General features: G+C 59.5%; 12 protein-coding genes. 2 read left to right on the plus strand and 10 right to left on the minus strand.

Annotated elements, in window-relative coordinates; translation table 11 throughout:
- The 7 genes from VL598_RS03720 to VL598_RS03750 form a co-directional block, all read right to left on the minus strand.
- Entirely contained in the window at positions 1 to 786 is a 786-nt protein-coding gene (locus VL598_RS03720; RefSeq protein ID WP_325325353.1) for a fumarylacetoacetate hydrolase family protein, read from the minus strand.
- Positions 787 to 1,015: 229 nt separating this feature from the next.
- Positions 1,016 to 2,263 (minus strand): formyl-CoA transferase, encoded by a 1,248-nt coding sequence (frc, locus tag VL598_RS03725; protein WP_325325354.1) that lies wholly within the window; start codon positions 2,261 to 2,263, stop codon positions 1,016 to 1,018.
- A 159-nt stretch (positions 2,264 to 2,422) separates the two neighbouring features.
- Positions 2,423 to 2,671, minus strand: coding sequence for a hypothetical protein (locus VL598_RS03730; RefSeq protein WP_325325355.1), 249 nt, complete (start codon positions 2,669 to 2,671; stop codon positions 2,423 to 2,425).
- Positions 2,672 to 2,745: 74 nt separating this feature from the next.
- The gene (locus tag VL598_RS03735; protein ID WP_325325356.1) at positions 2,746 to 3,183 is read right to left on the minus strand and encodes a PAS domain S-box protein; all 438 of its coding nucleotides are present in this window, start codon (positions 3,181 to 3,183) and stop codon (positions 2,746 to 2,748) included.
- 145 nt (positions 3,184 to 3,328) lie between these two features.
- Positions 3,329 to 4,582 carry a formyl-CoA transferase gene (gene frc / locus VL598_RS03740; RefSeq protein WP_325325357.1) on the minus strand — a complete coding sequence of 418 codons (1,254 nt, stop codon included), beginning with the start codon at positions 4,580 to 4,582 and terminating at the stop codon, positions 3,329 to 3,331.
- 46 nt (positions 4,583 to 4,628) lie between these two features.
- Positions 4,629 to 6,350: an oxalyl-CoA decarboxylase gene (oxc, locus tag VL598_RS03745; protein WP_325325358.1), complete on the minus strand. Its 1,722-nt coding sequence runs from the start codon at positions 6,348 to 6,350 to the stop codon at positions 4,629 to 4,631.
- Between the two features lie 228 nt (positions 6,351 to 6,578).
- A complete protein-coding gene (locus VL598_RS03750; RefSeq protein ID WP_325325359.1) occupies positions 6,579 to 7,298 on the minus strand; it encodes a GntR family transcriptional regulator in 720 nt (239 codons plus the stop codon).
- Positions 7,299 to 7,526: 228 nt separating this feature from the next.
- Between VL598_RS03750 and VL598_RS03755 the strand changes: the two genes are divergently transcribed.
- Positions 7,527 to 7,919: a hypothetical protein gene (locus VL598_RS03755; protein ID WP_325325360.1), complete on the plus strand. Its 393-nt coding sequence runs from the start codon at positions 7,527 to 7,529 to the stop codon at positions 7,917 to 7,919.
- 400 nt (positions 7,920 to 8,319) lie between these two features.
- Here VL598_RS03755 and oxlT read toward each other — a convergent pair whose 3' ends face one another.
- Positions 8,320 to 9,633, minus strand: coding sequence for an oxalate/formate MFS antiporter (gene oxlT / locus VL598_RS03760; protein WP_325325361.1), 1,314 nt, complete (start codon positions 9,631 to 9,633; stop codon positions 8,320 to 8,322).
- 552 nt (positions 9,634 to 10,185) lie between these two features.
- Between oxlT and VL598_RS03765 the strand changes: the two genes are divergently transcribed.
- A complete protein-coding gene (locus tag VL598_RS03765; RefSeq protein ID WP_325325362.1) occupies positions 10,186 to 11,133 on the plus strand; it encodes a LysR family transcriptional regulator in 948 nt (315 codons plus the stop codon).
- Between the two features lie 51 nt (positions 11,134 to 11,184).
- Here VL598_RS03765 and VL598_RS03770 read toward each other — a convergent pair whose 3' ends face one another.
- Positions 11,185 to 11,877 carry a GntR family transcriptional regulator gene (locus VL598_RS03770; RefSeq protein WP_325325363.1) on the minus strand — a complete coding sequence of 231 codons (693 nt, stop codon included), beginning with the start codon at positions 11,875 to 11,877 and terminating at the stop codon, positions 11,185 to 11,187.
- A gap of 58 nt (positions 11,878 to 11,935) precedes the next feature.
- Complete coding sequence (locus VL598_RS03775) at positions 11,936 to 12,160, minus strand: hypothetical protein (RefSeq protein WP_325325364.1); 225 nt, start codon at positions 12,158 to 12,160, stop codon at positions 11,936 to 11,938.
- Positions 12,161 to 12,704 lie beyond the last annotated feature (544 nt).

The following is a 12,704-nucleotide window of genomic DNA, read 5'->3' on the forward strand; positions in this document are numbered from 1 at the left end:
TCACACCCTTGCCGAAAGAACATTCGAGAGCGAGCCGATGCCGTCGATCGACACGGTCACGCTCGAGCCATCCTTGATCGAGCCGACGCCGACAGACGTTCCGATCGCGATGACGTCGCCGGGCATGAGCGTCATGTCCTGGGAGATCAGGCTCACCTGCTGAGCAGGTGTAAAAATCATGTCCGACAGCGGATAGTTCTGCCGCTCCGTCTCATCGAGGTGCGTCTTGACATGCGCGGCGCGCCAGTCGAAGTCGGCTCGCGGCCGGATCACGGGACCGATGCAGCTGAACGTGTCGAAGCCCTTCGCGCGGCACCATTGCGCAAAATTCGGGTCTTCGTTCAGCAGCTCGATGGCGGTGACATCGTTGATGCAGGTGTAGCCGAAGATGTATTGCTCGGCCTCGTCCTCCGAGACGTCGCTGCAACGCTTGCCGATCACGATGCCGAGTTCGCCCTCATAGGCGATCTTGCCGCTATAAGCCTTCGGGCGACGAATCGGCTCGTCAGGACCGATTACCGACATCGGCGGCTTGATAAGGAAAAGCGGATGCGTCGGCGGCGCCTTGCCGAGCTTTTCGGCAAGCGCATAAAAGTTGTTCCACAACGCGACGACCTTGCTCGGCACGCATGGACTCAAAAGCTTCACATCCTTCAGGTTTCGGCGCGCGCCAGTCGGCTGCGCGTCACCGAACATGTCGCCCGTGTACTCTGCGATGCTGTCGTCTTCGAGTACGCCGAAGCCGACGCCCCCCTCGCTCGATTGAAAGCGTATCCACGATGTCATCGGGATATCTCCTCGATTAGAAAAGTGAGTGACTGATTGCTGCGAATGCGGGAATTGCCTATCCGGCAAACCGGTCAAGCCGGACAACGCCTGACAATCCAACGACAACGGCTCGCACGGCAGCTCGAGACAATCGGTCATCGAGCCGCCGTGCGGCCGTATCAGGGGAAAACGCCAGGAAAAGTTGCCTAGGTGGTCAGACCGACGTCAGAACGACGTCGAACCGAGGTCAGATCGCGCCGACCGAGCGCAAGTGCGCCACTTGCTCGGCCGTGAAACCAAACTCGGCCATGACCTCTTCGGTGTGCTCGCCGAGCAGCGGCGAGCGTGTGACAACAGTCGGACTGTCCGAGAGCTTGATCGGATTGCCAACCGTCAGATAGGAGCCCCGCACCGGATGATCGACTTCGACGATCGTGCCCGTCTTGCGCAGCGATTCGTCCTCAGCGATCTCCTTCATCGACAGCACCGGCCCACAGGGGATGTCGTACTTATTGAGAATCTCCATCGCCTCGAACTTCGTCTTGGACATCGTCCAACGTTCGACTTCGGCGAAGATTTCCTTCAGGCGCGGCAAACGCGCTTCGATGGTCGCGTAGTCGGGATCGGTGATCCACTCTTCCTTGCCGATGACGTTGCAGATCTTCGCCCACACGGGCGCCTGGGCAATGAAGTAGATGTAGGCGTTGTAGTCGGATTCCCAACCCTTGCAGCGCAAGACCCAGCCCGGCTGCCCGCCGCCCGATGCATTGCCCGCGCGCGGCACAGCGGTCCCGAACGTCCCGTTCGGATACTGCGGGTACTCGCGCATGACGCCCGTGCGCTCCAAGCGCTGCTGGTCGCGCAGCTTCACGCGGCACAGGTTCAGCACAGCGTCTTGCATCGCCGCGAGAACATATTGCCCACGGCCCGTCATCGTGCGCTGATAGAGCGCCGTGACGATGCCGAGCGCGAGATGGAGCCCGGTGCCGCTATCGCCGATCTGCGCGCCGCTCACGACGGGGGGGCCGTCGTCGAAGCCGGTTGTAGAAGCCGCACCGCCCACGCACTGCGCGACGTTCTCATAGACTTTGCAGTCCTCGAATGGCCCAGGCCCAAACCCTTTGACCGATGCAAGGATCATGCGTGGGTTCAACTCCTGGATGCGCTCCCAGCTGAGCCCCATCCGGTCAAGCGCACCAGGCGCGAAGTTCTCGACCATCACGTCGCATTGGCGAATCAGGGACTCCAACACCTTCTTGCCTTCAGGATGCTTCGCGTCGACCGTCACCGAGCGCTTGTTGTGATTGAGCATCGTGAAGTAGAGACTGTCGGCATCGGGAATGTCACGCAGTTGCTCACGCGTGATGTCGCCCGCCCCCGCCCGTTCAACCTTGATCACGTCCGCGCCGAACCACGCCAGCAACTGTGTGCAAGTCGGTCCGGACTGCACGTGCGTGAAATCGAGAACGCGCACACCCTTTAATGCCTGTGTCAATTGAAGTCTCCTAAACTCGTTTATCTGCGCCGAGGCCGCATCCGCTTCGAGCCTCTACGAGGCGCTCGTATCGAGCGGATCGGCCACTTGAAACCAGTCTCAATAATTTTTTTTTGCACTACTAAATAAATTCCAGATCACCGACCACTACATGCTGCCTCAGTGATCAGAAACCTGTCCGCCGGCCGCACTGACGAGCTCGATTGCCGCTCGCCGTGCCGCTGCAATAGCAGCCGCCTTGCTTTCGAATACCGCGTCGTCAACGATACGGTCGGGCAACAAATCCGTCTTCGTATCGCCGTCGTCTTCTGCGTTGTGAACCGCCGCAAATGCGGTCCATCCACCGTTGTCGATATGCTGCCTGGCAGTTACCTCGAGCCGGTAAGGCCCCAAAATTTCAACGTGCATGGGATGCCCCTCCTGATTAATGGTCGAGTCTCTGGCGAAGGACGCCAGCCGGTAACACTTGCAGGGCTTACGACTTACGCCCCAGTGCGAGCCTCCAGTTCAGCGATCCGCTTGCGCAAATTGCGCTCTTCCTGAAAGCGGCTCGTTTCATCGCGAATGACAGCAACGATTCCGCTCACCTGTTCGGGAGCCGAATCGGAATGAAGCAGCGCCACGGTAAAGGCAATCGATAGGGCGCGCCCATCCTTGTGCACAGCAGGCACTTTCAGCACGTCATTGCCGTAACGCGTCTGCCCCGTCTGCATCGTCTTCTCATAGCCTTCCCAGTGACGAGCTTGCAGACGTTGAGGAATGATGAGGTCGAGCGACTTGCCCAGCGCCTCTTCCTCGGTAAAGCCAAATATGCGTTCCGCCGCCGGATTCCAGAGCGTGATCTTGCCCTCTGAATCGGAAACGATGATCGCATCACCGACGGCCGCGACCAGCTGGTCTAAATCGATGGTCGTTTGCATGTCGTTGCTCCTGGCCACTCGTTGCCTCGTGGGCGGGGCTCATCAAAAATCCGTTGCAACGCCTTTCGGGCGCCACAACGGACAACTTCAAAGGTTCATTCGGTACATTCGGACGGGCCCGACGCGCCCGCCCGAATTGCCACCGTTAAACCGACTTCGAATCGCGCATTGCGGCGATTTGCTCAGCGCTGTAGCCCAGCTCAGCGAGCACGTCGTCCGTATGCTGACCCAGCGTCGGCGAAGCCGTGATTTCCGGCTGCAAGTCCGAGAACTTGATCGGGCTGCCAACCGTCAGGTACTTGCCGCGGACCGGGTGATCCACTTCGACGATCGAGCCAGTCTTGCGCAGCGATTCATCGTTAGCGAGTTCCTTCATGCTCAACACCGGTGCGCAAGGAATGTCGAACTTGCGCAGGATGTCGACCGCTTCGTACTTCGTCTTTTCGGCGAGCCACGTTTCGATCGTCGCGAAAATGTCGAAGATATGCGGCTGGCGTGCTTCGGCCGTCGCGTAGTCCGGATCGTTGATCCATTCCGGCTTGCCGATTGCGCGGCAGATCGGCTCCCAAGCATGACCCTGGATCGTGAAGTAGATGTACGCGTTCGGATCGGTTTCCCAGCCCTTGCACTTCAACACCCAGCCCGGCTGGCCGCCGCCGCCTGCGTTACCGCCACGCGGCACCACGTCGGTGAACTCACCGTGCGGGTACTGCGGGTACTCTTCGAGGTAACCGACGCGGTCCAGACGCTGCTGGTCGCGCAGCTTCACGCGGCACAGGTTCAGCACGGAGTCTTGCATCGACACCGCCACCTTCTGGCCCTTGCCCGTCTGCTCACGGCCGATGATGGCCGTCAGAATACCGATCGCAAGGTGCATACCCGTGTTGCTGTCGCCGAGAGCTGCCGCGCTGACGGTCGGGGGACCGTCCCAGAAACCCGTCGTCGAAGCCGCGCCGCCTGCACACTGCGCCACGTTTTCATAGACCTTCAGGTCGGAGTAGTGATGGCCTTCCGAGAAGCCCTTCACCGACGCCACGATCATCTTCGGGTTGATCTCGTTGATTCGCTCCCACGAGAAGCCCATGCGGTCGAGCGCGCCAGGACCAAAGTTCTCGACGAGCACGTCCGACTCTTGGATCAGCTTTTCGAGCACTTCCTTGCCTTGCTGCGTCTTCGTGTCGAGCGTCAGCGAACGCTTGTTGCTGTTGAGCATCGTGAAGTACAGCGCGTCAGCGTCGGGGATGTCGCGCAACTGGCTACGCGTCACATCGCCTGAGCCGGGACGCTCGACCTTGACCACATCAGCGCCGAACCATGCCAGCAGCTGCGTACAGGCGGGGCCAGCCTGCACGTGCGTGAAGTCGATGATCTTAATTCCCTTAAGCGGAAGATTACTCACTTCGTTTCTCTCCTAAAAATATCCGGGCATATTGCGCAAGACGAGATTACTTCTTCGCCGTGCTTTGCGGATTGAGGTTCGTCAAACGGCCGCTTTCGGTGCCTGCCGTTTCATCGATGACTGCGTTGATGAGGGTCGGCTTGCCGAGCTTGATCGCTTCGTTCACAGCCTTCTCGAGTTCTGCAGTCGTCGTGACGTGGTAGCCAACGCCGCCGAATGCCTCGATCAGCTTGTCGTAACGCGAGTCCTTGACGAACACGGTCGGTGCAACGTCTGCGCCGCCCGACGGATTCACGTCCGTGCCGCGATACACACCGTTGTTGTTGAACACGACGGTGCAAATCGGGAGGTTGTAACGGCAGATCGTTTCCACTTCCATGCCGCTGAAGCCGAACGCGCTATCGCCGCAAACTGCCAGCACTTGCTTGCCGCTTTCGACCGCTGCGCCAACTGCGAAGCCCATACCGATGCCCATGACGCCCCACGTGCCGACGTCGAGGCGCTTGCGCGGCTCGTACATGTCGATGACTGCACGTGCGTAGTCGAGCGTGTTGGCGCCTTCGTTGACGAACAGCATGTCCGGATTTGCCTTGACGACGTCCTTCAGCACGCGCAGCGCGCTGTGGAAGCTCATCGGCGTCGGATCCTTAGCCAGCGTCTCGGCCATCTTGCCGAGGTTCTTGTTCTTGCGCTCGGCCACTGCGTCCAGCCACTCTGCGCCCGGCTTCGTGAAGCTCGAGCCGATCTCGCCGAGCATCGCCGAAACGCACGAACCGATATCGCCGATCACCGGTGCGGCGATCGCGACGTTGCTGTCGATTTCCGTCGGTGCGATGTCGATCTGGATGAACTGCTTCGGCTTGCCCCAGGTCTTGCCCTTGCCGTGTGCGAGCAGCCAGTTCAGGCGCGCGCCGACGAGCATGACGACGTCGGACTCAGCCAGCACGAACGAGCGCGCGGCCGATGCCGATTGCGGATGCGTGTCGGGCAAGAGACCCTTGGCCATCGACATCGGCAGGTACGGGATACCCGTCTTTTCGATGAGGTCGCGCACTTCCTTGTCGGCTTGCGCGTACGACGCACCCTTGCCGAGGAGAATCAGCGGACGCTTGGCGTTCTTCAGAAGATCGACTGCGCGCTTGACTGCATCCGGTGCAGGGATTTGGCGCGGCGCCGGATCGACAACCTTGATCAGCGACTTGGCACCCTTTGCGGCGTCGATCGCTTCGGCCAGCAGCTTCGCCGGGAGGTCGAGGTAAACACCGCCCGGACGGCCCGACACAGCAGCGCGAATCGCGCGTGCGACGCCGACACCGATGTCTTCAGCGTGCAGCACGCGGAAGGCAGCCTTAGCGTGCGGCTTAGCGATGGCGAGCTGATCCATCTCTTCGTAATCGCCTTGCTGGAGATCGACGATCTCGCGCTCGCTCGAGCCGCTGATCAGGATCATCGGGAAGCAGTTCGTCGTCGCGTTAGCCAGCGCGGTGAGGCCGTTCAGGAAGCCAGGCGCCGAAACCGTCAAGCAAATGCCAGGCTTTTGCGTCAGGTAGCCAGCGATTGCAGCCGCGTGACCTGCGTTCTGCTCGTGACGGAAGCTGATGACGCGCATTCCTTCGGCTTGGGCGAGACGCGCCAAGTCGGTGACCGGAATACCGGGCAAGCCGTAGATGTTCTCGATACCGTTCAACTTCAGTGCGTCGATGACGAGGTGGAAACCATCGGTCATCGGGGACTCTTCCGGGGAGATCGTCCCAACTACTTCTGCCATGTGTTTGCTCCTTGGGCGCAGAGATTGGTGTGGCTGGTGATATACAATATTCCACACACAGTATTAGTCAAGGCTTTTTTGCGGTCTGCCGCACCATGCTGCAGTGCAATCCGCCTTGGACCCTCAACAAACTTGGCGGCGCGAGCCTCCCAGTTTGCATTGCAAAACCGCGTGACACGTGTCGCGCGATGATGTTGGTTACTTCATAGAAATCTGTGGTGCAACGCCTCACTCGAGGAAATCGCAGTTCATTTCGACGAACATGGCCAAATCGAGCGAATGCTGCCGCACCAACTGTTCTGCGCGCTCGGTATCGCGCGCCTCGAGCGCCTCGATGATGCGCATGTGATCGCCAATGGAACGCTCCGCCCGATCATTGCGTGCGATCGTCATCCTGCGTATCGCCCGCACGTGCATGAAGATGTTCTTGATCGTTTCGACCAGCAACGGCGACTTCGACAGCTCGACAACGGACTGGTGGAACGCGATGTTCGCGTCGGAGTACTCGTCGAGGTGGTCGCCGGGCGTCGCCCCGGAGAAATCGTCGAAGATCCGGCGCAGGCCGGCGATGTCCTCGTCGGAGGCACGCAGCGTCGCAAGGCGCGCCGCCATGCTCTCGAGCGCGGCCCACATGTAGATCATCTCGACGATCTCGCGCCGGGTCTTGCGCTGGATGTAGACCCCGCGTCGCGGAACTGTGCGCAAGAACCCTTCTTGCTCAAGCAGCGTCATCGCCTCACGAACCGGCGTGCGGCTCACGCCGAGCGCCTCCGCCAGTTCCTTCTCGTCTAGCCGAATGTCCTCGCGCGACCGATAGATATCAGTTTCCGCGATGGCCCGCTTCAAACTCGCGTAGGCCCGGTCCCGCAACGACGCCGACGCACCGATAGGCGCCAGCGTGAGCGCCACGGGCACCCGTTCAGCATTGAGTTCTCTTTCCTCAGGCATCTGCCCTCTCTCCAACTGCATATTTCTAATACTGTATATCAGATACCAGGGCGCACCAAAGCACTTTTTAGAAAATGGCCGTTGCAGATAGGAGTGGCGCATGTTAGTGGCTGCGGCGTATCATAACCGATAGGTAATGATTTTCAAATAAAACTTTAACTATCGCCTATTGAAATGCAGTTCTATGCTTTGACACATCATCGACTGACGATGGAAGGAGGAGCAGAGATGAGCCACACAGCATTGGACGAGCGCGGCAACAGCCATGATTGGCAGGCACACGTCAGCGCATACAACATGGCATTCGAGGAACTGGGACTGCGCTTTCGCTGGGATGCGAAAACGCTCGCGGCCCTCGCGTCGATCGCCGACGAAGCCAAGCGCATCATTGCGTACATCGAAGCACATCACCCGCACCTCTTGACGGCCTACACCGCCGAATTCCTGAGTCAAGCCATTCTTTCGAAGAAGAATGCGCAGCGGCCGGAACCGCTGCCGATTCGCGAAACCATCGCAGCGGAAACCAAGCGCCCTTCGGCCGTGCAGGTCCGCACGCGCGAAATGCGAGCCTCCGACGGTTTCTCGGGCGACTTCGCATTACCCATGCTCGGCGGCGCCTGACACCGAAGCCCCGCTCACTCTGCCGACGCCGCGTGATGCACACGCGGCGTTTTGCTTTTTAGCGCGTTTAACACGATCAGACGGCCACTCTTCGCGGCCCGCGAATCCTTTAGCAAACCACCTCTCTCGTGCGCGTTGCCCCTAGCGTACGCTCAGGGGCGGTCGCACTTTTCGCCCCCTACTTCCCACTCCCTTTACACACTGGCACGGGCAATGGGCAGCGGCACACGCCGCCAGGTCCGTCAAACGCAAGCTCAGCCACTCACCAACACGCGAGCGGATCGGCAGTCCACGCGAGCCAGCGCTCGAAAACGCCAGCCCAAAGCAAACGGGGCGCCTTGTTCCGTAGGGAAGAAGGCGCCCCGCTTTGGGCATCATGCCAGCTCGGGTGTCATGCTAATCAGTGAGCAGTGCGCGACGACGATTGAGTAGTCGGATTCACGAACGCGTGACCATCGCCCTGCGCCTCGATCCAACGCGCGCGCTTCGGTGCCAACACGAACTTTGCACTGACGCCCGCAGTGATCGAGATGACGGCCGACACAATGAACACAGCGTTCCAGCCCCCCATCGCAGCGAGGATCGACGCGAGCGGAACAAGCAACGCCGCAGTGCCTTTCGCCGTGTAGAGCATCCCGGCATTCGCAGCCGCATTCTTGCTGCCGAAGGTATCCGCGCAGATGGCCGGGAAGATCGAGAAAATCTCACCCCAGCAGAGGAAAACGAGCGCCGCGAAGGTCATGAACAAGTAGGGGTTCGAGCCGAACTGCATCAGACCGAGCAATGCCAGGCCTTCACCGACGAACACGAGGAACATCGTGCTTTCACGCCCGATCTTGTCCGAAAGGAAACCGCACAGCGGCCGCGTGAACCCATTGCACACGTTGTCGATCGACAGCGTCATCGTCAACAGCGGCAGCGTCATGCCGAACAGGGTGATGGGAAGCTTGGCGTGACCGAGATCCTTCGCAATCGGTCCGATCTGAGCCGTGGCCATCAAACCGCCTGCAGCAACTGCGACGAAACACACGTAGATGAGCCAGAACACAGGCGTGCGGACCATCTGCGCCGTGTTGTAGTCGACTTTCGTAACAGCAAACTTGCGCTTTTGCGCCGTGACGGCACGGGCAACAGGCCGAGTCAACAACAACGCCAGAATGAAGATCAAGATGCCTTGCAAGGCGCCGAAAACCAGGAACGCGTGCTCGTAGCCTGCGCTGTTGATCATGTTCGCGATCGGAATGACCGTTACAGCGGCACCCGCGCCAAACCCGGCTGCAGTCAAGCCGGCTGCGAGACCGCGACGGTCCGGGAACCACTTGAGCGCGTTACCGACGCACGTGCCGTAGACGCCGCCCGCACCCACGCCCGCTATGACGGCTGCAATATAGAGTTCGGGCAAGGTCGTTGCAAACGAGTTCATGATCCAGGCAACGCCGGCACAAATCGCGCCGACCGCTACCACGGGCCGCGGGCCGAACTTGTCAACGAGCCAGCCTTCCACTGGCACAAGCCACGTTTCGGTGACGATGAAAATGGAGAACGCCAATTGGATCGAGGCTTGATCCCAATGATGTCTCGCTTGCATGGGTGCCACGAACAGCGTCCACGCGTACTGCAGGTTGGCAACGAGCGCCATGCAGAGCATGCCGATTACGAGTTGGAACCACCTGTTTTTCCAAAACACAGGCGGTTGTTGAACGGTTCCGTCCATATGTGCCTTGTCTCCATCTATCTCGTTTTAAAAAAGGGGCGCCGGCTCCACCATCGCCGATCGAACCCTGCGACGCATCAATCGAGATGCCCGCGAGAGCCAAAAAAAATGCGCCACCGTGCGTCAAGCAGCGGACGGAACCTGACATGAGCGCGAAACTGGACATCGCCGCTCGATTCTTCACACCAGGACGCGCCGCCGCATTTTGGAATCTGTTTGAACGCATCCCTGCCATCCTATGCGGGGAGCATCGGTTATCGATAATCAAACTTTGTTACAGTGTCGATTACGAATTCGTTATATTTGAGATAATGGCGGCGTGCGCTGACCGGCGTGCCCCTTGGCCGGACAACGGTGCGGACCCCATAGCGGCAAAATTGGTTAGCGCTCGCAAACCCGCGTCGGTAGGCCATCGGCGACCGATTCCGGCAGACGATTAAGGGTTATTCCCGGGGTTCGTTCGCCAGCGTGGGACGAGTTAGGGTCATTGCTACCTTAATTTAAAGCTGAACTTTGTTACGATAACGATAAACTATTCGTTATGCATCAGCCATGACAATCCGAAATGCAACACTGCGGCAATTGAAAGTCTTTGAGACGGTCGCGCGGCTGCTCAGCTTCTCGCGAGCCGCCGAAGAACTTCATCTGACTCAACCCGCCGTCTCGACCCAAGTCGCTCAGCTGGAAGAACATGCCGGCCTACCGCTTTTCGAGCAACTTGGAAAAAAGATCTATCTGACGCCGGCAGGCGCCGAAATGCTGCAGTTCAGTCGCAACATCCTCCAGCAATTCCAGCAGGAGGACGAAGCGATGAGCCAGCTCAAAGGCATTTCAGGCGGCACGCTCAATGTGGCGGTCATCAGTGCCGGCGACTACTTCTTTCCGCGGCTGCTCGCCGAATTCATTCGACGGTATTCGGGCGTGGTCTTCAACTTGGCGGTCCACAATCGAGAGGAGCTGCTCCATCGGCTTGCGACCAACCAGACTGATCTCGCCATCATGGTTCGTCCCCCGGTTGGCATGGATGTGACGACAGAACCGTTCGCGCCGCACCCCTACGTCATCGTCGCTGCGCCCAACCACCCGTTGGCGGACAAGCGGTTCATTCCGATGGCGCAGTTGGCCGAAGAGCCGTTCATCGTGAGAGAACGAGGCTCCGATACTTGGAATTCAATGAAGGAAGGTCTTGCGGGCCGGCTCGACAACCCCAAGATCGCGATGGAGATCAAAAGCACAGAGACGATCAAGCAGGCGGTCATTGCCGGCATGGGCATCGCTTTTCTGTCTGCCCATACGATCAGCCTTGAGCTGCAGCTCGGACATCTCGTCGTGCTCGATGTCGAAGGCTTCCCTGTCATGCTCAACTGGTACGTTGTGCATCGGAAGAACAAGCGGCTCCCGCCCGTCGCCGAGGCATTCAAGCAGTTTCTGATCGACGACGGTGCGGGGCTGATCGAGAAAATCACGCAGATCAACACGTTGACGGCCGTGCGGGCTTGAGCGCTGCACGTTTTGGCCACCGATTCGCCCGCCGATGGCGTGCTGTTCCCGTCAATCGAGAAAGTCGCAGCTCGCCTCGACGTGCGCCGCCAAATCGAGCGAGTGCTGACGCACGAGCCGCTCTGCAAGCTCGGTATCGCGCGCCTCGAGCGCTTCGACGATACGCAGATGATCGACGATCGAGCGCGCGGCTCGGTCGCTCTGCGATATCGTCAACCGACGGATCGCACGCACGTGCACAAAGATGTTCTTGATCGTGTCGCGGATCACCTTGGATTTCGACAGATCGACGATCGCCTGATGAAACGCAATGTTCGCGTCGGAATACTCGGCGATGTGCTCGGCCGGCGTGGTATCGCGGAAGTTGTCGAACATATGCCGCAACTGCGCGATCTCCGCGTCAGTCGCATGCAGCGTGGCTAGCCGCGCCGCCATGCTCTCGAGCGCCGCCCACATCTGGATCATTTCGACGATCTCGCGCTTGCTTTTGCGCACGATGTAGATGCCGCGGCGCGGCACGGTGCGCAAAAACCCCTCCTGCTCGAGTAGCGTCATCGCTTCGCGAATCGGCGTTCGGCTCACGCCCAACGTTTCACTGAGCATGCGCTCGTCGAGACGCACGGGTTCCCGCGTGGAATAAATATCGGCATCGGCGACGGCTTTGCGCAACGCCGCATAGGCGCGATCGCGAAGACTCGCACTACCCCCGATCGATTCGAGCGACAGCGCGAGCGATGACGCCACGCCGCTTCTGCCCGATGTAGGCGCCCCGTTCTTTTCTGACGAGAACGCCGCGTTACTATTAGTGAGCAATCCTGGCGACATGCATGACCTCGCGTCCGGAGTGCCCTTGGCCCAAGCCCGAAGCCGGACGCTGTGCCTTCGTTTCACCGAGGCCGGCGAAGCGGCCGTGTTTGGCGGCCATATCAGCCAACGGTGCGGAAATGCACTTGCCTACCGTGTAAGTCACGAAGGCACCGAGCCCAACGGCGGCAATACTCATCCAGGCCAAAGTATCGAGTTCCATTATTCCTCCCTCAAAAATTACCAATCGCTTGCATAACCACCATGTTATGCTGCGTCGCGGTAAACGTCAATATACTGTATGTGATATTTCACGGAAATCATTACAGGAAGTGCGGTTTAGCCACGACGATTGACCCCGCCATGCATAAAGGGAAGGATCAAGTGCATCAGGTGAAATACAGAATACCGCCGGCAGCGACGCAATGGGCGCGACATTTCGGCCCATTGGTGACGCAATGGCAGCGACAATTTGGCTCACGCCAGTTGAAGGGGACGGGAATGGACCTGCGCAGCCAGGATCGGCAGCGCTCTATGCAAGTCCGCGAAATGGGGGGATGCAGCGGCGGAACATGCGCGGCTGAGCGCCGCGAGCGACACACTCGCCGTCGAGAGAAATCAGTGCGATGGCCGCACAACGGCGGCCATCGTTAAAGACGCGCTTTTTGGGGGAATGCGCTTTATGCTGCGGCTTTGACTACCGCGCTGGCTACCGGCGCCGGCGACTGCAAGATTTGCTCCCGCAGCTTGATCAACGGCAGCACGGT

This window comes from Trinickia sp., from assembly GCF_035492435.1.
GTDB lineage: Bacteria > Pseudomonadota > Gammaproteobacteria > Burkholderiales > Burkholderiaceae > Trinickia.